Source organism: Ruegeria sp. AL1, from assembly GCF_056540905.1.
In genome coordinates this window covers 82,764-107,194 of record NZ_JBQFXP010000015.1, presented here as the reverse complement: position 1 = coordinate 107,194, position 24,431 = coordinate 82,764, and the positions used below count along the sequence as shown (strand labels likewise).

Genomic DNA, 24,431 nt, shown 5'->3' with positions numbered 1-24,431 from the left:
GTGCTTTGCAATGCGTCGCCTATATTTGATCCTCTCGTTTCCTTTCATTGTTTCTGCGGCGCTCGCAGACCCATTGCCATCCTGGAATGACACGGAAAGCAAGGCACGGATCATTTCGTTCGTCGAAACCGTTACGGATGTCGCATCCGATGACTATGTCACGCCATCTGATCGTATCGCCGTATTTGACAATGACGGAACCCTTTGGGCTGAGCAGCCGGTATATTTCCAACTGATTTATGCGGTCGACGCGTTTCAGGGAATGGCGCAGGATAATCCAAACCTGATCACATCTGATGCGCTCCAGGCTGCGGCAAAGGGCGATTACGGCGCTCTTGCGGAAGGTGGCAAGGAGGCGGTGTTAGAGGTTTTGAGCGCAACGCATAGCGGGCTGAGCGTAGATTACTTTCAGGCTAGCGTCGCTGATTGGTTGGCGACCGCAAAGCACCCGGTTACCGGACTGCGTTATGACCAGATGACGTATCAGCCGATGGTGGAGTTGCTGCGCTATCTGCGTGATGAAGGGTTCAAGACATATATCGTCTCTGGCGGTGGAATCCACTTTATGCGGGTCTTTGCAGAGGCCGCCTATGGCATCCCTACAGAACAGGTCATCGGCACCTATACCGAAACCACCTATGAGGTGATCGACGGGGTTCCCACCATCATCAAACAACCCGCAATCGGTTTTGTCGATGACAAAGAAGGCAAGCCGATCAATATCGACCGGATTATCGGTAAGCGACCAATCATTGCAGGCGGAAACTCGGACGGTGATTATGCGATGATAGAATGGACAACGGCAGGTTACGGACCTCGGCTTGGTTTGATTGTGCATCACACGGATGGTGAACGCGAAGTGGCCTATGCCTGCGATAGCCATATCGGTCGGCTGTGTGACGGGCTTGAAAAGGGTCCGGATCTGGGATGGCTTATTGTTGATATGGCGAAGGACTGGGCGCGCATCTACACTGGCGTGCAATAGCGTGAGGAAAGGCTTTAATATCGACTATTTTGATCAATGCCTTGATCGGATGTGCCGCGTAACTTTCCTGTCCTGAGGTTTTTGGATATGGCAGTCAGCTAGCTTTCCGAGAGAATTTGGCTTGAGGCGGGTAGGGGCTTTTGTGGCCATATGCATGAATTAGCGAACTCTATCAAATTCTAAACAAACCAATCTCGGGGTCGTCCGTTTTGCAGTGATATTGTGTACTCGATTTCCGTTCTCGCTTTGGAAATGACGCCAGGCAAACTGGCGGGTGATGGGACGAACATGCTGCCGCGCCGCCCGAAACCAGTGACCACCTCGGTCGCGATCGGCAGAATATCGATTTTGTTCAAAACCTTCTGAATGGCAACGCAATACACATCAGGTGGCGGTAAAATCCCGCCGGTTCCTAGGATGGGTTGGCCGATGAAGGCCGCGATTGTGTCGTGCCCTTCGGCAAGGATCAGGCCTTCGAGACGGGCGGAGCGCCATTCGGAAAATTCCTGTTCGCTCATGCCGGCCTCGGGTCGGCGCAGGTAATACGGGGCTTCGGTGAAAATGGCCTGAGCAAGCATCAGGTCGAATTTCTTGTGAAAAGTTCGAGCCCGGTGAGTGACCCGGTCATCAGAAGCGACCTGTGATACCCTCGCTACCGGCCAATGATCTTCTTCTTATTAAGGCGGCCACGGATGTTGTTGTAGTCAGTCGGTCGTCGTTCAGTTTTTGTGAAAGCATCGAGCCCTTGTCTTGCGCCTTCGCGTCCAAGCCCGGGCCGTTTGACGTCGGCGAACGGCATCAACGCACAGGTAATTTGGGCGCGGTTCATCGAAACCATGCCGAATTGCAAAGCCCGGCTCGTTCGATAAATCCGGCGCCGGTCCTGCGTGTGGACATGTGCGACCAGCCCGTGTTCCGTCGCATTTGCGATCTCGACAGGTTGGTCTTCGGTGTCGATGGGCACGATTGTTGCTGCGGAGACAGGTGTCTCTTCGTGAAAAAACCGTGGCGGAACAATAAGTTTCGTTTTATCCGAGCACCGATACCAGTTGGCCGCCACAAGGGTTTGCGCCCGGGTTCCGTTCCATTGCAAAGATTGGGGTTGTTCGGAAACCCGGCTTTGTATCGGTGGGTTAGGCCGCCAGTTCTACGAACTGTAGAAATGGACGGAGTCCAAGCATGATTTGACCTTTGGTATGGTCCACCTGCGCTGGAAACCCAAGAATGAAACTTCTCAGGTCATTGCTCCAAATCCCAGAGGCATTGTTTCCATCTTTGTTGATGACACTCTTGCGCGGGATACCGGGGGACGAGTATGTCTTGGTAATAAGCTCGGTCGAAGCGGAACGAAAAGTTTCGGGTTGAGGGGTGAAGGGCTGCATATTCAGGTGTGTTTTGATCTGGATGCAGGTGCGCCCGGACCAGATTGTGGAGATTCTGATCAGTTTTGTGGTCAAGGCCCAACGCGCTGTCCCCCTATTGGACAAAAGGGGGTGTGTCAGGTTGTTGCGCGGAACCGACCGGCTATGCGACCTAATACAACCGCACTGAGTAGACCGTTCCCCGAAAGATATCCGTCATCGCCCGTGCCCGAGACACCGACAGCGGCACCACCGCCTGCAAAGAGGTTGGTGAATGCGGTCCCGTTTGGTTTGAGAACACGAGCGGAAGTATCGATCCGTAATCCGCCCTGAGTGTGAAATAGCGCTCCGGTCACGCGGACTCCCTTGAACGGGGGACGAAGCCTTGGAGCATTGAATTCCCGCCCGAATTTGTCTGCGCTGCGAACGGGAATTTCTTTCAAGGTTTGCGCCACGGCGGCAGATGGAAGGCCCAACAGGTTTGCCAGGTCTTCAATCGTGTGACCGGATTGGACCGCGCCACAGGTTTCGGCGCGTTTGAAATCCTCGAACTGGCGGGCAATTGCGGCGATGCGCTCGTCGAATATGGCAAAGGCCTCACCACCGGGTTGAGCGAGCACGGCGCGGGCGGCTTCGGAATAGCCTTGCGCCTCGTTCCAAAAGCGGTGGCCGTTGCGGTTTACCTGAATGCCGCCTTCGGTGATGACGGCCCATGTGATCAGGATGCCATGCGGATGGGCGACGTTGCCGTGGCCCTGAAAAGCTCCAAGGTTCTGGAGGTCGGCCCCCAGCGCCTGCCCCCAAAGAACGGCCTCGCCTTGATTGCCGCTGTGGCCGAACCACAGGGCCTGTTCGATCTGCGGCATGTGCCGGGCCACCAGTTCGCGATTGCCGCCGAACCCGTTGCAGGCCAGGATCAGCCGGTCGCAGGCGATGGTCTCGATGCGGTCATCCGGGCCGGTGACGGCGATGCCCTGGATCAGGTCGCCGTCCTTGTACAGCACCGTCGCGCGCCGGTTGCAGATGATGTCCAGACCTACATCTTCGCAAGCGCTGCGCAGGGCATTGATCAGTTCCTCGCCCGAGCGGGTCGGCAGCCCGTGCATCCGTCTGCGGGAATGGCCGGGGTAATCGAAATCCGTCACAATTGAGAAAGGCAAACCGTACCGGTCGGTCAGCCAGTCGATGACCTCGGCGGCATTGTCTGCCAGCAGGTCAACCAAAGCCTGATCGTTCTGATGATGGGCCTTGGCCTGAATATCGTTTGCGAACTGTTCAGGGGTATCGCCAATCCCTGCAACCTGTTGCAACTTGGTGCCCGCAGCCGGGATCAACCCCGCAGACAGCGCGGTTGAGCCGCTGGGTACCGGGTCAGCCTCGATCACCAGCACGTCCTGCCCCTGTTCGGCGGCAGACAGGGCCGCGACCATGCCGCATGCGCCCGCTCCGATGATCAATGTGCCGGTCTTCAGATCGAATTGATCGGGCAGTGCGCTTTCAACTCTGGGGGTCATCATAGCGTGCCCCGGCTTCCAGCATGTCGGCGGTTCCGATCACGTCGTTCAGGCCGCCAAAGTCGAACATGTGATCGGCAAAGGGTTTGTTGGACCCGTGTTCGGCAAGGCTGTGGTAATAGGCCTGCGCTGTCTTGGCCAAGGCGCGGACAATGCCACCTGGAAAAATGACGATGGAATAGCCTTGTTCTTCCAAGTCACCCGCCCCGAGGATCGGCGTCGCGCCACCCTCGACCATGTTCGCCAGCAGGGGCACGCGGGGGGCGAATTGGCCGGCAATGGCGGTGAGTTGTTCGCGGCTTTGCGGAGCCTCGATGAACAGCACATCCGCGCCAGCCTCCAGATAGGTTTCCGCGCGGTCGGTGGCGGCTGAGAACCCTTCGACCGCTATGGCGTCTGTTCGGGCGATGATCAGCGTATCGGCACTGGCGCGCGCATCGGCCATGGCCGCGATCTTTCCGGTCATTTCCTGCGCCGGGATCAGCGACTTGTCTGACAGGTGGCCGCAACGTTTTGGATAGGTCTGGTCTTCGACCTGCAGGGCCGATGCTCCGGCGCGTTCGTACAGCCGCATGGTGCGCTGCGCGTTCAGCGCGTTGCCAAAGCCGGTATCGGCGTCGATGATGACCGGCAAGCCAACACGATCCGCGATCAGGGTCATGGTATCCGCCATTTCAGAGGCGGTGGACAGGCCGATATCCGGACGTCCAAGCCGCGTATAGGCCACGGCGGCCCCGCTGAGATACAACGCCTCGAACCCGGCCTTTTCGGCCAGCGAGGCGGTCAGCCCGTCATAAACGCCGGGCGCGACAAGGATTTTCTGCTGTTGCAGCCGGGATTTCAGGCTCATGCTGCGCCCTCCAGCCAGTTCAGGACCTCGGCGCAGGTGCGTTGATGGGTGACCGTGCCCAGTGACAGGATCGTGGCCTCGTGAACCTCATCCCGGAAGGCTGCGCATCCGTCGGTCAGCATGACAGTATCGATATTGCGCAGATGCGCGTCGCGCAGGGTCGAGGCGACGCCGCCATTGGTAACGATCCCGCCAATGATCAGAGTTTCAACACCGACAGCGCGCATAAGGTATTCCAACCGGGTCTGGTAGAATGCGGAATAGGCGACCTTTTCGATGACAAAGTCGCAGGGTTGTAAGCTGTCCACCAGCGTGTGACCGAACCCTCCGGGCGCAAAATCGCCCTTGGTCAGGAACGGGCGCAGCTGTTTTAGATGCGGAGCGATCAGCGGCTCTCCATTGCGGTCCGGCACCAAAGTGAACTGGGCCGAGAAATAGTGCCCTCCGGCCTGTTGCAACCGCCGCGCCAAGGGGGCGATGCGATCGGGCAGGGCGGCGATGGCGGGGGCAGACTGCCCGGCGCGGCCATAGGCCCCCTCGGGATGCAGGAAATCGTTCTGCAGGTCGATGGTCAGAAGGGCCGTCTTTTGCGGGTCCCAGGTGTTTGGATCGCTCATTCACGCCTCCTGCGGTTCGATGATCGTGTTGCCATAGGCATCCACGCGGCCTTGCAGATGCGGTTCGATCAGCACGGTGGTATCGGGCTGGGTCAGGATCGCGGGCCCCGTGACAACGGCCCCGACCGGCAGGGACAGGCGGTCATAGATCGCCGTGTCATACCAATCTTGGGCAAAGTGAACCTGCCGCGTCGCTATTGGCGTTACCAGGCCTTGGGTCGAAGGAGCCAGCGTAGACAGGTCGAATTTTGGCCGTTTGCCTGTAACCGCGCTGCGCAGGTTCAGAATGCGGCGCACGCCGTTTTTCAGAAGCCTGCCATAGGTGGCGTGATAGGCCGTGTCGAAGGCCTGTTCGATGGCTGCGCTGTCAGGCGGAGTAACCATGCCCTCCGATACCGCAACGCGCAGCGGCACCGGCACCGTATGCGTTTGCCCGACATAGGCCATGTCGAGCTCGAACGAAATCTCGCGCGCCTCGAACGTGGTGCGGGCGGCGTCCAGCAAGGCCATGCCCTGATCGACGTGATCCTGCATGAACGCCCCCATCGCAGCGCTGTCCAGCTGCGAAACCAGCGAGTTGATCGTTTGCACGAAATCCTGCCGCATATCTGCAATTACGCACCCCATGGCCGAGGTCACGCCCGGATAGCGCGGAACGATGGCCCGCGCGATGCCGACCTCGGCCAGCATGGCCCCGGCATGCAGCGCACCACCACCGCCGAAGGGCATAAAGACGAACCGCTTGGGATCAAACCCGCGTTCAATACTGACCAGCCGGATCGCGCCTGCCATGCGAGAGTTGGCGACGCGGAGGATGGCCTCGGCGGCCTCAACCGTGGACAGGTCAAGCGGCTGCCCCACATGGGTGTCAATCGCCTGACGGGCTGCCTCGACATCCAGTCTCTCCAACTTGCCACCGATGGGATTGTCCGGGTCGATCCGGCCCAGAACCACGTTGGCGTCGGTCACCGTGGGGCGGTCATTGCCCAACCCATAGGCCACCGGGCCGGGCTTTGATCCGGCGCTTTCGGGGCCGATATTCAGTAAGCCACCCTTGTCGACCCAGGCGATTGAGCCGCCGCCTGCGCCGATGGTCGTGATCTCGATCATCGGGTTGCGCACGACCATGCCAAAGTCGATCGAGGTCTGAGCCGACAGCATCGTCTGTCCCCCCGCAATCAGCGAGACGTCAAAGCTGGTGCCGCCCATATCGCCGGTGATGACATTGTCGAACCCCGCCGATTGCGCGATGTAACCGGCAGCGATGACCCCTGCGGCAGGGCCGGACAGGGCAGTGCGGACGGGTAACTGGCAAGCCGTGCCAACGCCCATAACACCGCCGTTGGACTGCACGATCATGAACTCCCCGTCGAACCCGCCCGATTGCAGAGCGTTTTCCAGCCGGTTCAGATAGCCCGAAACCTCGGGCTGCAGATAGGCGTTCAGTGCGGTGGTGGAAAATCGCTCGAACTCCCGGATCTCTGGCAGGATTTCCGATGACGCCGACACATGCGGGTTTGGCCAAATTTCGCGCACCGCAGCCACGGCGGCAGCCTCATTTTCGGGGTTGGCATAGGCGTTGGCGAAAAGGATCGAGACGGCCTCGCATCCCTGATCGCGCAATTGGGTGGCCGCCGCGCGCACGGCATCCAGATCGACCGGCGTGCGGATACTGCCGTCGGCCAGAGTACGCTCGGGCACTTCCAGCCGGTCGCGACGGTCCACGACCGGTTCGAAATCACCGCGTAGGCCCCATGTGCGGGGGCGGTCGCGGCGGCGCATCTCCAGCACGTCGCGCAGGCCTTGGGTGCAGATCACCCCGGTTTTCGCACCCTTGCGTTCCAGCAGAGCGTTCGTGCCAGCGGTGGTGCCATGCACAACAACTGCAATTTCGGACAGGTCCGAGACCTCGCGCCCGATCCCGTCGAGGAAACCACCCGACTGATCCGGGCGGGTTGTGGGCACCTTGGCAACGGTTGCGGTGCCGTCGCCTTCGTTCAACACGAAAACATCCGTGAAGGTGCCGCCGACATCAACGCCGATCATGCGCCCGGTCATTGAGCTGCCTCCCGCCAGGCAGAGCCATAGACCTGGTCCGCCTGATCCGCGCTGACCAAGCCGCGCGCGACGTCTTTGGCGATATTTTCAGGCGCACGGCGTTTTGCTGCGCCGTAACCCCCACCGCCGGGTGTTTCCAGCCGCACGGCTTGTCCTTGGCGCAGTTTGATCCCGCGCATTTTCGACACCAGAGGCGGCGCTTTCCAGCCGTCATCCTGTTCGTAGGTGAAGACATTCATCGCGCCGTCCTGACCCTCGGCGATCCCCTTGGGTGCAAAACGTCCGCGTTCGCCGAACAAAAACGCCTCGGCCCCGTTCTCTTCCAGCACTTCGATCTCATAGACAGCCCCAAGCCCGCCGCGATGCGCGCCCGCGCCTGCGCTGTCCGGGCGCAGGGCCCATTGCCGGAACATGACGGGATAGGCGGCCTCAAGAATTTCCATCGGCGGGATTGTGGCGGTGGAAATCGGCGCATTCCCGTGGTTCAACCCGTCGCTTTCGACCGAGCCGCCGTGCCCACCGCCGTAAAAGCTGAACATTACCCAAGGCTGCCCGTTCGACCGTTTTCCCGCAATCGACAGCGCGTTGATCGTGCCATAGGCATTGGCCACAACCCGGTCCGGCGCAGCCTTGGCGAAGGCGGAAAAGACCACGTCGATCATCCGCAAAATAGTCTCGGTATACCCGCCGGTCGGGGCCGGGAACTTGGCCGACAGCAGGCTGTCATCGGGCACGATGACTTCGATGGGCCGCATCACCCCGGCATTGGCGGGCAGAGACGGGAAGACGTGCTTGATGGCCACATAGGCCGTTGCGACAGTCGTCGGTAGAGCGATATTCACCGGCCCTTCGCATTGCGGCGAGGAACCGGAAAAATCCAGAACCATCCGGTCGCCTTTGATCTCAAGCGCCATGTTGATGCGCAGGGGCGTGTCGGTGATGCCGTCATTGTCGAGGAAATCCTCAGCCTCCCATCGGCCATCGGGCAGGTCTTGCAATTCGGCCCGCATCAGCGCCTCGGCGCGATGGCCGAGCGCCTCCAGCGCGGCTGACACGATGTCCGCGCCGTATTCGTCCAGCAACTCATCCATTCGCCGAACGCCCAGATCAAGCGCCCCCAACTGGCCGTTCAGATCGCCCATGGCTGATTGGGGCAGGCGGGTGTTGCGCAGCAGGATGTCGATGATGTCCTGATTGACCTCACCTTTGCGTGCCAGTTTGACGGGCGGCAAGACGAACGCCTCCTGAAACACATCTGTCGCGGCAGGGTTGTAGTTCCCGGGCACCGCGCCGCCCACGTCATGCCAATGCCCGACCGAGGCGAGATAGCTGAACAGCTGCCCATCACGAAAATAAGGCCGCACCAAACGCATGTCCGACAAATGCGTGCCGCCGATATGCGCGTCGTTGAAGATGTAGATGTCACCGTCTTCCAGATCACCGTCAGCGGCGGCCTTTTCGATCACCGCCTTCACCGCAAAGGACATCACGCCGACAAAGATCGGCAGGCCGGATTTGCCCTGAACCAGCGTGTCGCCGGTTGTGGCCGAATAGAGCCCGTGGCTGGCGTCATGCGCCTCGGCAATGATGGGGTTGAAGGCCGCGCGGAATAGGGTTGCGTCCATTTCGTCCGCGATCTGTTCCATGCGACCTGCCAGAACCGAAAGAGTGATCGGGTCAATCTCGCTCATGCCTGTGCCCTTGTTTCTGCGATGTCGTTCCAGACATCCTGACGAGTGATCCGGTTGTCGATGATCTCGAACCGGTCGATGAAGCGGAGTCCTGCGAAAGGGGTCCCGTCCGGCCATTCCCCTGACAATGTACCCCGGCAATAGACAATCGCGGCGTCGCCCGCGCCTTGCAGCGCATCGAAGCCTTCATAGGTTTTGGTGATGCTGCGATAGCGGGGTGCGGCCCAGCCCATAAGCTCGGACAGGTCGTGCATCGGTGGTGCTCCGGGGAAGTGCATGACGAAGCCCGGTGCCAGTCGGGCCGCCGCCTTGTCGAGAGCGCGTTCGCTCATTTCCACAAGGAACGCGCGGACGATCTGTTCGGGGTCATCCTTGGCCTGTGCGGGCTGTCTGGTCTGGCCGCCGCGGTAATAATCCTCAGGCGGCAGGTCATGGATCAGCACAGTAACGAGATCAGGCGCAGCGGGCACGACGAATCGCACCGCATCGGTCAGCACGCGGCCAAGCCGTTGTTTTTCCACGGCGCTGTAACCTTCGATCACATGCAGCTCGACGATCGGCACGCAGCTTTCCCCTCTGTAATTGGTATTATTTGTAATACAGCTTAAACACCAATGATAAGACTTTTTTTGAACCAAGTATAATACTAAAGCTTGATTTTCGAAGTCTCGCTCTTACGATTGCCAGTGCTGGGAAAGGGGAATCATCGGGTGAACCAGATCAACGCGGCCAATCTTCCGGACGGGACCAAGGCGCAGCGCGTCTACCTGTCTCTGCGCGATCAGATCACCGCAGGGCAGCTGTCGGCGGGGGAAACCCTGCCGGGTGAGCAGCGTCTGGCCGAAAAGTTCGGCGTGTCCCGCGTGACCATCCGGCGCGCGCTTGAGGCGCTGGCGGGCAATGGTTTGATCGAACGGCAGGCGGGCAGTGGCACGCGGGTGTCGGGCCGATCGCCGCAGGGCGCGCGGGCGGCGATGGATTTCAACACCCTGATGCCGCAGCTTGTTGAAATGGGGCAGAGTACCACCGCGCGGCTCTTGTCCTTTTCTTATGGCAATGCGCCCGAGGCGGTGGCGTCGGCCATGGGCCTGCAGGACGACCGACAAGTGCAGATTGCCACGCGGGTCCGCCTGACAGATGATGTACCCTTTTCGCACCTCACAACATATGTGCCCGCCGCAATTGCTCGGAATTATTCTGAAAGCGATCTGGCCACAACGCCGCTGTTCAAGCTTCTGGAACGGGGTGGCGTGCAGATCGAAGAGGCGCATCAGACGGTGTCGGCCACGCTTGCAGGCCCCGATGTGGCCGAGGCCTTGGGCGTTGCCGTCGGCTCGGCGCTGTTGTCGCTGAAACGTATTGTGCGGGATATCGAAGGCAACGGGGTCGAATACCTGTCCGGCCTATACCGGCCTGACATGTTCCGCCTTGAGATGCCTCTGGCGCGGGTCGGAACCGGGTCCGCCCGCCATTGGGAACCCGCCATCGGTCGCAGTGAGGCCGAAGAATGACGGCCCCGCGCACCATGCTCGATAAGCTCTGGGTTTCGCATGAGGTGTTGCGGCGCGAGGATGGTGTCTCGCTGCTGTGGGTAGATCGCCATCTGGTGCATGAGGGCTCGCACCATGCCTTTGCAAAGCTGGCTGAGCGGGGTTTGCAGGTGGCTGAGCCGGATTTGACCTTTGCGGTTGTCGATCACTATGCGCCCACGCGGGACCGGGGCCGGATTACAGACCCAAAGATTGCCCGGATGATCGAGACGCTGCGCAGCAATGCCGACACGCACAATCTGCGGATTTTCGATCTGGACGATCCGGCGCAGGGTATCGTGCATGTCATCGGGCCGGAACTCGGGCTGACCTTGCCGGGGCTGTTGATCAATTGCGGGGACAGCCATACCTCGACCCATGGCGCGTTCGGAGCGTTGGCTTTCGGGATCGGCGCGACCGAGGTTGCGCATGTTCTGGCGACTCAGACTGTCTGGCAGCGCAAGCCAAAGGCGATGCGCATCGTGGTCAATGGCCGTCTGGGGCCGGGTGTGTCGGCCAAGGACATCGCGCTGAACTGGATTGCCATGCTGGGCACGGGCGGCGCGCAGGGGCATGCGGTGGAATATGCGGGGCAGGCCGTGCGGGACCTGTCGATGGAAGGGCGCATGACCCTGTGCAACCTGTCCATCGAGGGCGGAGCGCGCTTTGGCATGGTGGCCCCTGATGAAGTGACGTTTGCCTATCTTGAAGGACGTGATCACGCGCCGGAGGGCGAAGAGTTTGACGCAGCTTGTGAAACATGGCGACGGCTGACCTCGGATGAGGGCGCGATTTTTGACCGCGACGTTGTGCTGGATGCGTCCAGCATTGCGCCGACCGTGACATGGGGCACCAGCCCGGAACAGGCGCTGCCCGTATCGACGGCGATCCCAAACCCGGACATGATGGACCCTGCAAAGGCAAACGCCGCGCGCGACGCGCTGGATTACATGGGGTTGGCAGTTGGTCGGCCCTTGGACGGGGTGCCTGTGGATCAGGTCTTTATCGGGTCCTGCACCAATGGCCGGATCGAAGACCTGAGGGAAGCCGCTCTGGTCTTGTCCGGACGCCGGGCGAAAGTGCCGGGGTTGGTCGCACCGGGCTCGGCCCGGGTGAAAGCACAGGCCGAAGCGGAAGGGCTGGACCGCATATTCACCGAGGCTGGGCTGGAATGGGCGGCGTCGGGCTGTTCGATGTGTGTCGGCATGAACGGCGACCTGGTGGCTGAGGGCAAGCGCTGCGCCTCCTCGACCAACCGCAATTTTCGGGGCCGTCAGGGGCGCGGCGCACGCACGCATCTGATGTCTCCAGCGATGGTGGCGGCAGCGGCCGTGACCGGCACGATCACCGATGTCCGACCATTCCTGCAGGGCAGGGCGGCGTGATGGCGGGGTGGAGCGCGCTTACCGGGCACGCGGTCGCTTTGGTGGGCGACAATATCGATACCGATCAGCTGATCCCTGCGCGGTTCATGTCGGTTCCTCGCAGTGAGGGGTATGGGCCATATCTGCTGCACGACATGCGGCGGGACGAGAATGAAAACCTGCACCCGGATTTCCCGCTGAACCGGCACACAGGCATCAGCATTCTTGTTGCGGGGCAGAATTTCGGCAGCGGGTCGTCGCGTGAGGCGGCGGTTTATGCGTTGGTCGATGCCGGGATACGCGCGATCATCGCGCCCAGTTTCGGCGACATCTTTGCCAACAACGCCATCAACAACGGCCTTTTGCCCGCGCGGGTAAGTGCCGCGACGATGACGCAGCTGAACGGCGCACTGACAGATGCCCCCGCGCGGATGTCCATAGACCTGACCAAAGGCCGCGTCACGCTGGGAGAATTCGAGGCGGAATTCGAACTGGATGAGGGCTGGTGCGTCAAGCTGATCAACGGCTGGGACGACATCGATCTGACCCGACAGCACGCACAGGCGATCAGCGCCCACAAGCAAACCCGTAATCAGACCGCGCCATGGGCGTGGCCAACTCTATCCGACTAAGACACGTCGCGCGAAGACGGCGCAACAGGCCACAAGGCCAGGAAAACAAGGGGTGAACTCAGGAAAATGCCCCGGACACAAGTGGAGGAAGACTTATGAAACTGAACGCATTGGCGGGCCTGTTGACTGGGGCCGTGATGGTCGCCGGGGTGGCGAAGGCCGAAGAGACCATCTCGGCCGTGCACGCCTTTCCCGAAACGCTGATCTATACCCAAAGCTTTCTGGATTTCGTGAACAAGGTGAACGAAGCGGGCAAGGGCGTCATCCAGATCGACGTGCGTGGCGGACCCGAGGCCATCGGCATGTTCCAGCAGCCCGATGCGGTGCGGGATGGTATTGTCGACATGGTCTACACGCCGGGTTCGTTCTATGGCGGCGCGCTGCCTGAAAAGGACGCAATGGTTGCGTCGAACCTGACCGCGATTGAGACCCGCCAGAATGGCGGCACCGAGTTGATCGACCAGATCCATCAAGAGAAGATGGGCCTGAAATATCTCGGCTGGTTCGATAGTGGTGTTTGCTACAACCTCTGGACCCGGAATGAGCCCAGCTTTGACGCCGATGGCAACCTTGAGGTCGAAGGGCTGAAGCTGCGCGGCAACAACGTATACAACGCCTTCTTCACGAACTACCTAGGCGCGCAGGTGATCGACCTGCCCACGGGTGAGGTTTATTCGGCCCTGCAACGCGGTGTCGTGGACGCAACGGGCTGGACCCAGATCGGATTGATCGACTTGAAGTGGAACGAATTCCTGAACTACCGGATCGAGCCCTGTTTCTTCTCGACCGATCTGGGCGTTATCGTGAATCTGGAGCGTTGGAACGCGCTGTCGGATGAGGCCAAGACGATCCTTCAGGACGTGGCGATCCAGCACGAGAAAGACAGCGTCGAAGCCCTGCGCAGCAAGCGGGATGAGGATTTCGCCGCGCTGGATGGCGCGGGCATGACCGTTGTCAGCCTGGAAGGTGAGGCCAAGGCGAATTACCTCGCCGCTGCCCGTGAAAAAACGTGGGAGCGGATGAACAGCCTGATGGCGGAGCAACCGGGTGGAACCGACAACTATGATCGCCTGATCGAGCTGTTCTACGATCTCGACGCAGCAAACTAAGACCAAGAAAAGGCCCGCATAAAGTCTGCGGGCCCGACCGGTATTCGGGGCAATTCAGGCATGACGATGAAAAAAGCCTATGACGCAGTGCTGTTTGGCATGGCCATTCTGGCAGGGCTGTTGCTGGTCTGGCTGATGCTGTCCGTCATTACCTCGGTGCTAATGCGCAATGCAGGGCTGCAGCCGTTTGCGTGGCTGTTCACCTCGGCCGAATATGGGCTGTTGTACATGACCATGCTGGGCGCGCCCTGGCTGGTGCGGGAAAAGGGGCATGTGCATATCGAACTGGTCACGGCTGCCCTGCCTTTGCACCTGCGCCGGATCGTCAGCCGTTCGGTCGCGGCGGCCTGTGTGCTGGTCTGCCTGATCCTTGCGTGGCAGGGGGGTGATCTGGTCCTGACCAACATCGAACGCGGCGACTATGACACGCGCGCCTATTACTTCCCCCGCTGGCTGCTGACCATCGCCTTTCCCCTGTCCTTTGGGCTGATGGCGATCGAATTCTCGCGGTTCGTGTTTGGCCCTGACCTGATGCATAGCGGCGAAGCGGGGATTCACGAATAATGGAATGGTACGAGGCCCTTGCCCTTTTGCTGGGTTCCATCGTGTTCCTGATGGCCATCGGAATGCCCGTGGCGCTGGCCTTTCTGGCCGCGAACATTCTGGGGGCCTGGGTGTTCATGGGTGGCGAGCGCGGGGTGACGCAGCTGCTCAACAACGGGCTGGGGGCGCTGACGAAATACGCCCTGATGCCCATCCCGCTGTTTCTGCTAATGGGGGAGATTTTCTTTCACACCGGCCTTGGTGGGCGGATGTTCAACGCCATCGACAAGTTGCTGGGCCGATTGCCCGGACGGCTAAGCTATGTGACCGTTATGGGGGGTACGGCCTTCTCCACTCTGTCCGGGTCGTCTATGGGGTCCACTGCGCTTCTGGGGTCGCTGATGGTGCCCGAGATGAAGCGGCGTGGCTACAAATCGCACATGAGCATCGGCCCCATTCTGGGCACGGGCGGCCTTGCCATCATCATCCCGCCCTCGGCGCTTGCAGTTCTGCTGGCCACGCTGGCGCAGATCGACGTGGCCGCGTTGTTGATCGCGGGCGTGATCCCCGGCCTGATCCTGGCCGCGTTCTATATCGGAACGATCTGGCTGCAGACCCGGATCGACCCGACCGCTGCGCCCGCCTATGACGTCGAGCCGATGTCCATGGCCTACCGCCTGAAACTGTTGATGACCGAGGTGGTTCCAATGGTCGGCGTCATGGTGGTGATTATCGTCCTGATGATAAAAGGTTTTGTCACCCCGTCCGAGGCGGCGGCTTTCGGCGCCTTGGGCGTTCTGATCCTTGCCGCCCTTTTCCGCTGCCTCACATGGGAGGCGATGAAGAAATCGGTTATCGGCGCGCTGAAAGTGACACTGATGGCCTACCTGATCGTCTTCGGCTCGGCCACGTTCAGCCAGCTTCTTGCGTTTTCCGGTGCATCCCGAGGGCTGGTCAACTGGGCGATTGCGTTCGATCTGGCCCCGCTGGCGATGCTGACGGTGATGTTTGCCGTCCTGTTGCTTTTGGGCATGTTCATGGAGCAGATCTCGATCATGCTGCTGACGGTGCCGATCTTTTTCCCGCTGGCGCAAACGCTTGGGTTCGATCCGATCTGGTTCGGCCTGATCATGTTGCTGTCGCTGGAAATCAGCTTCACGACGCCGCCCTTTGGGCTACTTTTATTCGTGATGAAAGGAGTCGCCCCACCGGGCACGACGATGCGCGAGATCTATACTTCGGCCTTTCCGTTCATCTTCTGCTCGCTCTTTCTGGTGGTTCTGTTGATCGCCTTCCCCGGGCTCGCGTTGTTCCTGCCGTCTTTATGAGGCATCCCGGTTGTGTGGCTCAGACGTAGAAGACCGGTCGCGACCTGCAGAGATCAACGAGCTACCCGAAATAGCCCGCACCTGGGCACAACAAGCCTGCGGGTTTTGCTCGGCGGTTTGGCAATGCGACCTCGGCGAGAAAGGCAGTGAACAAAACGGGTGTCTTTCCACCTCCTGTTCAAAGAGATAGCCCTAAAGCAGACGGTCTTGGCACAACACGACGAGATCTTGCTGAGGTGATCGGCTCACTTGGATAGAGAACAGATCACCTGCGACCTCCTGTGTTTGCCGCAGAAACTCGGGGCCAGGATATTCTTTAGGTCGAATTGTATCCGGTGTTATCCCAGCGCCGCTTGTATTCTATTCTGAGCACGCTTTATCCCTGCAATTACATGGTTTTGACCACGCACCAGTTCAGTTCGTGAAAACCCAAGAAGCTTTTCGGGTCTGGTGGCAATCTTCGTCGCTTCTTCCAGCGCGGGAAGGGGTGGAATGGTTAAGGCCGGATCGTGCCGGAACCGGTCTGAGCGGTTGAAATTCAGCGGAACCAGAATACGAGCGAGGTCCTGAATAGCCGCATTGGCCGCCGCTTCGGGGATGCTGCTAGCTTGCGTCCGGTCGTAGAACGCCTCAAGATCGGCCAGCAACGCATCGGCGGCGGTGGCTGTTGCGGACAGGTCGAAGCACTCGCCCGCCTGCGTCTGATAATCCGCGACCGTAGCCTGAAACTCACGCGCGGTGGCGCGCCAGTCCATCGGCAGGATACCCGCATTTGCATTGCGGAAGACGGCCAGCAGATAGACCTTGATGTCGCGCAGCAGAATGTCTTTGTCCGCAATCTCCAACGTGTCGTTTTCAGTGTGCCACGCGATGTTCATACCGCAGCCGCCCACGGCATAGTAGCCAAGCTCTTCCCGGTGGGCGTCTGTCATGGCTGACGACAGCATAAGGTAGCTGGAGATGCCGATATTGTTGAACGAGTAATCCCCGGCCCGATGCGGACGTTCGGATTGCAGCGTTTTACCCGCGACATCCTGAATGACCCCGGCCAGAAAATCATGCGCCTCGGACATGACCGAGACATGGATGAACTCGGTCGCCCACCGGCAGCCGGGGCTGTCGCAATTCACCTGCGCCACGCAATTCTCGTCAAGATCCAGCGCGAAAGTATCCGAATACCAGGTCGATCCGGCATAGCGCCCTGTCGAATGCCCGGGCCACCAGCAGATTTTGACCGTGCGCCGCAGCTTGTCGCGATTGGCCCAAAGCACTCGCGCGACCTCCAACATTGTAGCATCGCCTGTGGCGTTGTCGCCGACGCCCACATCCCAACTGTCCAGATGGCCGTGCAGCAGGACGTATTTGTCCGGCTCTTCGGTGCCCGGAATGGTGACCTCGGGCAGTTTTGAGCGGAACCACCCCTCTTCCATCTCGGTAAAGATCGTGGCCTCGCCTCCGGCTTTGGCAAGCTCGATCAACGCTTTGCCGCTTTCCATATTCACCGCTGCCGCAGGGATCGCCGGTTTGCGGTGCAGATCGCTGGCACTCGGAATGCCCCAGATCGTGGTGCAGATCCCCCAGTGGATGTCGACGCCGGGGTTGATCGCGATCACCCCCACCGCCCCACAGCCTTCCATCAGCGAGATGATGGCGGGGCTGGCAAAGCCTTCGGTCAAAACAATCTTGCCGCGCACGCGGGTTTCCATCTCAGGCCCGGCCTCAAGCTGACTTTCAAAGGCGTCTTCCTCGTCCAAATTCGTGGTGCCACGGATATAGACCAGCGGGCCGCTGAACCCGCCCGGCGCATTGGCGCTGAAGGCAGGCGGCTTGGCGCGATAGGTGACGCCCGCGGCCTCAACCCGGGCTTCGCCAGGCAGGCTGAGAAACAGGTCAGGCTCGTGCACCTTGACCTCGACCCCGTGTTTGGTCAGCCGGCCCACGACCTCATCCATGCCGCGATTGACGTCGTCGGGATGTTCCCGCTTGAACGTTGCGAAGCTTTCGACCAGAGCCCAGGGTTCATCGGTTGTGACTTGATCCAGCAATACGGCTTCTTGGGGGGTCATGGGGCTCTCCGATGTTTTATTCAGTGAAACGCTGTAGCAATGATTAAAACATAAACCGACAAATTGATTCCACGCAAGGCTCGTGCCTGTACGTCTTGGAATGCAGAAATCCGCCTTCGCCCGGATATTCTGTCAGGTTTTTGATCAGCCCAAAGTCAGTTTTTCGGAAATCTCGTTGGCCGCTGTGACGGCTTTTTCGATGTATGTCGCTCGCCGGACCTCATCCAATCGGACAGAGGCACCAGCCACCGAAATTCCGGCGATGATCTCACCGGCGCTGTTGCGGATCGGGGCAGCGACCGAGAAGGCCCCGTCATCCAGATCATTGATCGCCACGTTATACCCATTGGCCCGGATCAGCAGCAAAACCTCGCGCAGCCGCTCGGGGTCGGTGATCGTATGTGGGCTGAACCGTTCAAGGTCACTGGCCAGAACACTGTCGCGGATGCTGGGTTCGGCATAGGCCAGCAACAGCATCGAGGCACCCCCGGCATGCAACGGCCCGCGCCGCCCCAGCTGCGCAAAAAGCCTTATACTGTGCAATCCCTCGCGCGTTGCGATGGCCACAGATGCGGTGGCCTCGCGGATCACAAGATTGACATTCTCGCCCGTATCATCCCGCAGCGCGTCCATCACCGGGCGGGCAACCTGCAGCAAGGCCCCCTCGCGCCCGACACGTTCACCCAGCAGCGCCACGCGGTATCCCAGCGAATAAATCGCCCGTTCCTCATCGCGCTGGACATAGCCATCCTCTTCCAGCGTTTGCAACAGGCGAAAGACGATCGACTTGGTCAGGCCAAGCTGTTCTGCAAGGGCAGTAGCGCCGATCCCGGGTGTGTCGGCCAAAGCCTCCATCACCCGCAAGGCGCGGGCGACGGCGTCGATCCGATACGACTTTCGCTCAGGTCCCGTTTGGGTGGTTTCTTGTGACATCGGCGATTTCGACACTCTTGCTTTTAAGCGAATCTATGTTTTACTGACCGAACGATAGCAAACTCGTTTCAGTGAGTAAAACAATAATACCGCACCCGGGATAGCAACTTTGCCGGGTGACCATGGGAAAGGGTGCTGCGCCTTCGGCGGCAAAGGAACGACCGCCAGGATTGAAACAGCCCGCGTGCCCCGTGGGCCAACCAACGGGAGAATGACCTTGAAGACTCTTGTTACAGCTGCTGCCGGACTTGCTGTCTCAGCATCGCTCTGGGCGGCAAGTGCCAGCGCACAGGATCAAATCCGAACCATCGAACTGTTGACCCGCCCACAGGCGGCACAGCCTGCCGAGTTTCAGGCCATCCAGCTGATCGCGCAGGAATGGCGCAAGCTGGGGCTGGACGTCAATGTGAACGTGATGCCGTGGTCACAAATGGCCGATGCCGTCTGGTACAACCGCGACGATTGGGACGTGACCGCCTGGCAGATGACCGGGCGGCCGGAACGGTCTGACCCGGATGAGATCATCTATAACCTGTTCCATTCCTCCACCGCCGAGAACGGGTATAATTTCATTGGCTACAAGAATCCCGAATACGATGCGCTGGTGGAAGAACAGCGGGTGACAGTTGACCCAGAGGCGCGGCAGAAACTGGTGCTGAAAGCGCAGGAGATTCTGGACGCGGATCAGCCCAACATGATGTTGGTCCATCCGCAACAGGCCTTTGCCTTTGACAAAAATGTCTTCGATCCGGCCTCGGTCGTGGATCAGTCCGGTATTGGCATCCGTAGTTACTGGACCTGGCTGGGCCTGACGCCCACGGGCGATCAGAAGGATATCATCGTCAACAGCTCGGACAATGTGATTGCGGTTAACCCGCTTTACATCTCGGGCGTGACCGACAACTGGCTGACCGAGCTGATCTATGACCGTCTGTTCCGCGTGGGCCCTGACGGTCTGCCGCAGCCCTGGGCGGCGGAAAGCTTTGAATGGCGCGATGACACCACCATCGCGGTCACGCTGCGCGACGGGCTGACCTTCCATGACGGCAAGCCGGTCACCGTCGATGATGTGGTCTTTTCCTATGAGGCGACCACGGGAGGCGAGGCCCCGATGTACGCCCCGTTCGGCAGCAATGTCGCCAGTGTCGCTGTCGAAGGTGACAACACGATTGTCTTCTCGCTGAATACACCTTCGGCGTCGTTCCTGACCTCCAGCCTGGCCAAGATCAACATCATCCCGAAACATGTGTGGGAACCCATTCTGGCTGATCTGGCGACCAAGGATGAAAACGCGGAAAGCTATCAGGAGGATACGCCGATCGGCTCTGGTGCTTACAAATTCGTGCGTTGGCTGCAGAATGAAGAGATTGTGCTGGAAGCCAACACGGATCACTTCAATGCCCCCAAGGCCGAGCGCTTTATCCTGCGTCTGGTCCCGAACGCCGAGGCCGCGCTGGGTATGCTGCGCTCGGGTGAGCTGAACTTCCTGACCGATTTCCAGGGCGATCCGCAGGTCCTGCTGGATGCCGCGGAACAGGATGGCGATCTTGAGGTGGTTTCGACCGTTGATATCGGTTTCCGCTATGTCGCCTTCAACCTGCGCCGCCCACCGTTCAACGACCCGGCCTTCCGCCGCGCGTTGTCTGCGGCTGTTGACCGCCGCCTGATCGTGAACGCGGCCTTCAAAAAGTTCGCTGTCCCATCGAACTCGGTCGTCTCACCGGCGCTGGAATACTGGCACGCCGAAGACGTGGTAAACGGGTTCAAAGCCGGCAGCGATGTGGCCAAATCGATCCTGGAAGAGGCCGGTTATGGCGGCGTCGGGGATCGGCTGACCTATCCCGACGGTGTCAAGGAAACACTCGCGGACTAATACCCGTCGGGCTGGCGCGGCGGGCAATCGCCGCGCCCTTCTAAACACCACAACCTAACCCTCCGGGATCCGTTCAGGACAGAGATGAGCACTCTCAAGCCTTTCCTCATTCGCACGCTGCAACTGATGCTGGTCCTCTGGGCGGTTGTGACGATCCTGTTCCTGATGTTCCGCCTGATGCCTGGCAATCCGCTGGCGGCTTATATCGACCCGACCTTTACCGCAGAACAGCAAGAGGCGCTGATCCGGCAGTTCGGCCTGGATAAACCCCTGTGGCAGCAGTATTTCACCTATCTGGGCAATCTGTTGCAGGGGGAGCTTGGCTATTCCTTCCGCTATCGCAGCCCCGTCTCAGAGCGGATCATGCTGCTTTTGCCGAACACTCTGATCCTGACGTTTTCCTCGCTGATCGTGGCCTATACCTTTGGCATCCTCGCCGGGGCGTGGCTGGCATGGAAACGCAATTCGCGGTTCGAAGCAGCGGCGCTGCCCGCCGTTCTGGCCACCCGTGCGATGCCCGAATTCTGGCTGGGCATGGTGCTGCTGGCGATCTTTTCCTTCTCGCTGGGCTGGTTCCCCGCAGGCGGCACGCGGTCTGCAGGCACCAGCTATGACAGCCTGTGGCAGCTTTATACCTCGACCAATTTCCTGTCGCACCTGTTCCTGCCGATGATGACGCTGGCGATCTACTCGCAAGGCCTGCCACTGCTGCTGATGCGATCAAACATGCTGGATGTGATGAAAGAAGATTTCGTCACCATGGCCAAGATCAAAGGGCTTTCGCCCTCCGCCGTTGTGATCCGGCACGGGGCCCGGAACGCTCTACTGCCAGTGATGACCTCGTTCGCCATTGCGGTGGGCTATCAGCTGCAAGGCAACGTGGTGGTCGAAAGCGTGTTTTCCTGGCCCGGTCTGGGGCGAGAGCTGGTGAATGCAGTTGCGGCTTCGGATTATCCGCTGGCGCAGGGGGCGTTCCTGATGATCGCCATTGTGGTCATCATCATGAACCTGATTGCCGATCTGCTTTATACCTTCCTGGACCCGAGGATTTCTCATGCCTGATGCGACGATCAAGGCGGCCCCCTCGGGCATCGCGCGGGTATTCGAGGCGATCAAACTGCCGGTGGGCGATCCTTTTGCTTTGGCCGGTCTGCTGATCTACGCTTTTTTCATCATCACCGCCTTGGCCGCGCCGATCATCGCGCCGTATGACCCGACCGAGATCCTCTACACCGAAGATTTCGACCTGGCCTCGGACCTTTTGCCGGGTGAACAGGGGCATATTCTGGGCACCACGTCATTGGGCCGCGATATCTTTTCCCAGATCGTCTGGGGGGCCAGATCGGCATTGCTGGTGGGCTTCACCGCAGCGTTCATGGTGGCGTTCATCGGCTCGGTCGTGGGGTTGCTGGCCGGGTATTTTGGAGGGCGCGTCGATGCCTTCCTGATGCGACTGGCCGATGTGGCCTTCGGCATCCCGTTCCTGCCCTTCGTCATCGTGATCTCGGCCTTCTCCGAGCCATCGATCTGGAACACGGTAATCGCCATGGCGCTGGTGCTGTGGCGGGACACGGGCCGGGTGATCCGCTCGCAAGTCCTGTCGCTGCGCTCGCGCGGATATGTCGAGGCCGCGCGTGTCGTCGGGTCCTCGGACCTGAAAATAATCCTGCGCCACATCACCCCCAATATTCTGCCGCTGAGCTTTCTTTATGGCTCCATCGCCATCGGCTGGGCCATCCTGACCGAGGCATCAATCAGCTTTCTGGGTTTCGGCGACCCGGATGCGATCAGCTGGGGTTTCATGCTGCAGGACGCATTTGCCAGCCAGGCTTTGGCGCGGCAGGCCTATCACTGGTTCATCCCGCCGGGGCTGGCGATCATCCTTGTGGTAAGCGCCGGTTTCTTCATCTCGCGCGGGTATGAAAACCTGCTGTTTCCGAAGCTGGGGCGCTGATGATGACAGACACGCTTCTTTCCATCCAGGATCTGTCGATTGCCTATCAGGTGGGCGCGCTCGATGTGGTCGCGGTCAGTGAGGCGTCTTTCGACGTTCCGCAAGGCGCCATCGTCGGTCTGGTCGGGGAATCGGGCTGCGGCAAGACCACCATGGCCCGTGCCCTGACCCGCGTGATTGCCGACAATGCGCGTATTGCGGGCGGCGCGATGCAGTTCGACGGGCAGGACCTTGCCGCGATTTCCGAGCGTGAGATGAACAACCTTCGCTGGCGCGATATTTCGTTCATTCCGCAATCGGCGATGAACTCGCTCGATCCGGTGTATCGCGTGGAATATCAGATCATGGAAGTCCTGCGCGACCGGGGCGGGATGAGCAAATCACAAGCGCGGAAGCGAGCCGTCGAGTTGTTCGAGATGGTGGGCATCGACCCGGGCCGCCTACGCGACTTCCCGCATCAATTCTCAGGCGGCATGCGGCAACGCGCGGCGATTGCTCTGGCTTTGGCGCTGAACCCGAAACTGGTTGTGGCGGATGAGCCGGTCACAGCGCTTGACGTTATCATCCAGCGCCAGATTCTGGACCAGTTGCGCAGCCTGCAGCGTGACCTGGGCCTGTCCGTCATCATGGTGACGCATGATATCTCAGTTGTGGCCTATATCTGCGACCGAACGGTGGTGATGTATGCGGGAAAGGTCGTTGAAAATTGCGACACCGCGACCCTGCTGAATGAACCGCTGCACCCCTACACGATGGGTCTGAAAAACGCGTTTCCCGATCTGCAATCCGCCGGAACAGGCGTTCTGACCCCCATCGCAGGCAGCCCGCCGGACCTGATTGATCCGCCCAAAGGCTGCCGATTTGCCCCGCGCTGCCCCTTTGCCACCGATCTATGCCGCAATACCGAACCGCCCCTGACCGAAGCGGCCCCTGACCACCACGTCGCCTGCCACCGCGCCGATGAGGCCGCCGCCCTGCGTGAAACGGCCCGCAACCCCTCGACCTGGGGGACAGCCGCATGACCGAGGCGATGATCGAAATGGAGAACGCGCAGCTGCACTATAATATCGGCAACGCGATCTCGGCGATGATGGGGTTGCCCTCGACCGTCAAGGCCGTGGACGGCGTGACGCTGACCCTGAAGAAAGGCGAAAGCGTCGGGCTGCTGGGCGAATCCGGCTGTGGCAAAACCTCGATGGGTCGCATCCTTGTGCGTTTGGAGGAGGTCACGGGTGGCTCGGCCCGGTTTGATGGGCAAGAGATCAAAGATCTGTCGGGTGATGAGCTGCGCGCCTTTCGCAGCCGGTCGCAGATGATCTTCCAGAACCCGTTCGACGCGGTGAATCCGCGCTATTCCATCCGAAAGACGCTGGAAGAACCGCTGGCCAACGCTCGCATTCCGCGTGATGAATGGCCCAGCCGCGTTATCGACTCGCTGGAGCTTGTTGGTCTGGGCGATCCGGAACAGTTTCTCGAACGGTATCCGCATCAACTCTCGGGCGGTCAGTTGCAGCGCGTTGTCATGGCACGCGCGCTGATATTGGAACCGGAATTCGTTGTCGCGGACGAACCCGTCTCGATGCTGGATGTGTCGGTGCGCGCGGGCGTGCTGAATGTCTTTCGCGACGTGCGCGACCGGCTGGGGCTGACGGCGATCTATATCAGTCACGATCTGGCACTGGTGCGCTATGTCTGCGACCGCACCATCGTCATGTATCTGGGCCGGATCATGGAGGACGGCCCGACCGAAGACATCGTGCATGCCCCGCTGCACCCCTATAGTCAGGCGCTGGTCGCCGCGGTGCCCACACCGCATGTCGATCAAAGTCACGATCCCCTGCCCATCGGCGGCGGCGCGCCGGATCCGCGCAATCCACCCTCAGGCTGCGTTTTCCGGGACCGATGTCCGCGTGCGCAATCCCGATGTGCCGACGAAATCCCGATGCCCCGCTCCATAGGAACACGCCGCGTCGCGTGCCATTTCGCCGAAGAATGACTCAGCCCGCCCCATATTCAGGCACGTC

The 24,431-nt window shown here is 60.2% G+C and carries 20 protein-coding genes and 2 pseudogenes; 12 read left to right on the top strand and 10 right to left on the bottom strand.

Annotated features, from left to right (window positions below):
• The first annotated feature begins 10 nt into the window (after positions 1-10).
• Positions 11-985: an HAD family hydrolase gene (locus ACRZ9X_RS20790; protein ID WP_480521987.1), complete on the top strand. Its 975-nt coding sequence runs from the start codon at positions 11-13 to the stop codon at positions 983-985.
• Between the two features lie 284 nt (positions 986-1,269).
• Here the strand turns inward: ACRZ9X_RS20790 and ACRZ9X_RS20785 are convergent.
• From ACRZ9X_RS20785 to ACRZ9X_RS20750, 8 genes and pseudogenes are all read right to left on the bottom strand, one after another.
• Positions 1,270-1,688 (bottom strand): annotated as a pseudogene (locus ACRZ9X_RS20785) (aminotransferase class III-fold pyridoxal phosphate-dependent enzyme); the annotation flags it as partial.
• Positions 1,689-1,718: 30 nt separating this feature from the next.
• Positions 1,719-2,045: pseudogene (locus ACRZ9X_RS20780) on the bottom strand (aldehyde dehydrogenase family protein); the annotation flags it as partial.
• 438 nt (positions 2,046-2,483) lie between these two features.
• Complete coding sequence (locus ACRZ9X_RS20775) at positions 2,484-3,860, bottom strand: FAD-dependent oxidoreductase (RefSeq protein WP_480521998.1); 1,377 nt, start codon at positions 3,858-3,860, stop codon at positions 2,484-2,486.
• A complete protein-coding gene (locus ACRZ9X_RS20770; protein WP_480521985.1) occupies positions 3,844-4,710 on the bottom strand; it encodes an isocitrate lyase/PEP mutase family protein in 867 nt (288 codons plus the stop codon). Before ACRZ9X_RS20770 ends, ACRZ9X_RS20775 begins: the two co-directional genes overlap by 17 nt.
• On the bottom strand, positions 4,707-5,327 hold the full coding sequence (locus ACRZ9X_RS20765; RefSeq protein ID WP_480521984.1) for a cysteine hydrolase family protein: 621 nt from the start codon (positions 5,325-5,327) through the stop codon (positions 4,707-4,709). The genes ACRZ9X_RS20770 and ACRZ9X_RS20765 overlap by 4 nt, the downstream gene beginning before the upstream one ends.
• Positions 5,328-7,385 carry a hydantoinase/oxoprolinase family protein gene (locus tag ACRZ9X_RS20760; protein WP_480521983.1) on the bottom strand — a complete coding sequence of 686 codons (2,058 nt, stop codon included), beginning with the start codon at positions 7,383-7,385 and terminating at the stop codon, positions 5,328-5,330.
• Positions 7,382-9,076, bottom strand: a complete 1,695-nt coding sequence (locus tag ACRZ9X_RS20755) for a hydantoinase B/oxoprolinase family protein (RefSeq protein WP_480521982.1) — start codon at positions 9,074-9,076, stop codon at positions 7,382-7,384. The genes ACRZ9X_RS20760 and ACRZ9X_RS20755 overlap by 4 nt, the downstream gene beginning before the upstream one ends.
• Positions 9,073-9,639, bottom strand: a complete 567-nt coding sequence (locus ACRZ9X_RS20750; RefSeq protein ID WP_480521981.1) for a tautomerase family protein — start codon at positions 9,637-9,639, stop codon at positions 9,073-9,075. The genes ACRZ9X_RS20755 and ACRZ9X_RS20750 overlap by 4 nt, the downstream gene beginning before the upstream one ends.
• Positions 9,640-9,786: 147 nt before the next feature.
• Between ACRZ9X_RS20750 and ACRZ9X_RS20745 the strand changes: the two genes are divergently transcribed.
• The 6 genes from ACRZ9X_RS20745 (at position 9,787) to ACRZ9X_RS20720 (ending at position 15,581) form a co-directional block, all read left to right on the top strand.
• Positions 9,787-10,587: a GntR family transcriptional regulator gene (locus ACRZ9X_RS20745; protein WP_480521980.1), complete on the top strand. Its 801-nt coding sequence runs from the start codon at positions 9,787-9,789 to the stop codon at positions 10,585-10,587.
• On the top strand, positions 10,584-11,990 hold the full coding sequence (gene leuC, locus ACRZ9X_RS20740; RefSeq protein ID WP_480521979.1) for a 3-isopropylmalate dehydratase large subunit: 1,407 nt from the start codon (positions 10,584-10,586) through the stop codon (positions 11,988-11,990). The genes ACRZ9X_RS20745 and leuC overlap by 4 nt, the downstream gene beginning before the upstream one ends.
• Complete coding sequence (gene leuD / locus ACRZ9X_RS20735) at positions 11,990-12,601, top strand: 3-isopropylmalate dehydratase small subunit (protein ID WP_480521978.1); 612 nt, start codon at positions 11,990-11,992, stop codon at positions 12,599-12,601. Before leuC ends, leuD begins: the two co-directional genes overlap by 1 nt.
• A 95-nt stretch (positions 12,602-12,696) precedes the next feature.
• Positions 12,697-13,710, top strand: coding sequence for a TRAP transporter substrate-binding protein DctP (dctP, locus tag ACRZ9X_RS20730; protein WP_480521977.1), 1,014 nt, complete (start codon positions 12,697-12,699; stop codon positions 13,708-13,710).
• Between the two features lie 60 nt (positions 13,711-13,770).
• Positions 13,771-14,274, top strand: coding sequence for a TRAP transporter small permease (locus tag ACRZ9X_RS20725; RefSeq protein WP_480521976.1), 504 nt, complete (start codon positions 13,771-13,773; stop codon positions 14,272-14,274).
• Entirely contained in the window at positions 14,274-15,581 is a 1,308-nt protein-coding gene (locus ACRZ9X_RS20720) for a TRAP transporter large permease (RefSeq protein ID WP_480521975.1), read from the top strand. The genes ACRZ9X_RS20725 and ACRZ9X_RS20720 overlap by 1 nt, the downstream gene beginning before the upstream one ends.
• A 338-nt stretch (positions 15,582-15,919) precedes the next feature.
• Here ACRZ9X_RS20720 and ACRZ9X_RS20715 read toward each other — a convergent pair whose 3' ends face one another.
• Both ACRZ9X_RS20715 and ACRZ9X_RS20710 read right to left on the bottom strand, forming a co-directional pair.
• Positions 15,920-17,647: a M28 family metallopeptidase gene (locus ACRZ9X_RS20715; RefSeq protein ID WP_480521974.1), complete on the bottom strand. Its 1,728-nt coding sequence runs from the start codon at positions 17,645-17,647 to the stop codon at positions 15,920-15,922.
• 144 nt (positions 17,648-17,791) lie between these two features.
• Positions 17,792-18,580, bottom strand: coding sequence for an IclR family transcriptional regulator (locus ACRZ9X_RS20710; RefSeq protein WP_480521973.1), 789 nt, complete (start codon positions 18,578-18,580; stop codon positions 17,792-17,794).
• A 211-nt stretch (positions 18,581-18,791) separates the two neighbouring features.
• On the opposite strand from ACRZ9X_RS20710, the gene ACRZ9X_RS20705 reads away from it, so the two are divergent.
• The 5 genes from ACRZ9X_RS20705 to ACRZ9X_RS20685 all read left to right on the top strand — a co-directional run bounded on the left by ACRZ9X_RS20705 (position 18,792) and on the right by ACRZ9X_RS20685 (position 24,403).
• Positions 18,792-20,453, top strand: a complete 1,662-nt coding sequence (locus ACRZ9X_RS20705; protein WP_480521972.1) for an ABC transporter substrate-binding protein — start codon at positions 18,792-18,794, stop codon at positions 20,451-20,453.
• 84 nt (positions 20,454-20,537) lie between these two features.
• Positions 20,538-21,515, top strand: coding sequence for an ABC transporter permease (locus ACRZ9X_RS20700; RefSeq protein WP_480521971.1), 978 nt, complete (start codon positions 20,538-20,540; stop codon positions 21,513-21,515).
• Entirely contained in the window at positions 21,508-22,407 is a 900-nt protein-coding gene (locus ACRZ9X_RS20695) for an ABC transporter permease (protein WP_480521970.1), read from the top strand. Before ACRZ9X_RS20700 ends, ACRZ9X_RS20695 begins: the two co-directional genes overlap by 8 nt.
• Before the next feature lie 2 nt (positions 22,408-22,409).
• Positions 22,410-23,429: an ABC transporter ATP-binding protein gene (locus tag ACRZ9X_RS20690; protein ID WP_480521969.1), complete on the top strand. Its 1,020-nt coding sequence runs from the start codon at positions 22,410-22,412 to the stop codon at positions 23,427-23,429.
• Positions 23,426-24,403 (top strand): ABC transporter ATP-binding protein, encoded by a 978-nt coding sequence (locus ACRZ9X_RS20685; protein WP_480521968.1) that lies wholly within the window; start codon positions 23,426-23,428, stop codon positions 24,401-24,403. Before ACRZ9X_RS20690 ends, ACRZ9X_RS20685 begins: the two co-directional genes overlap by 4 nt.
• Positions 24,404-24,431 lie beyond the last annotated feature (28 nt).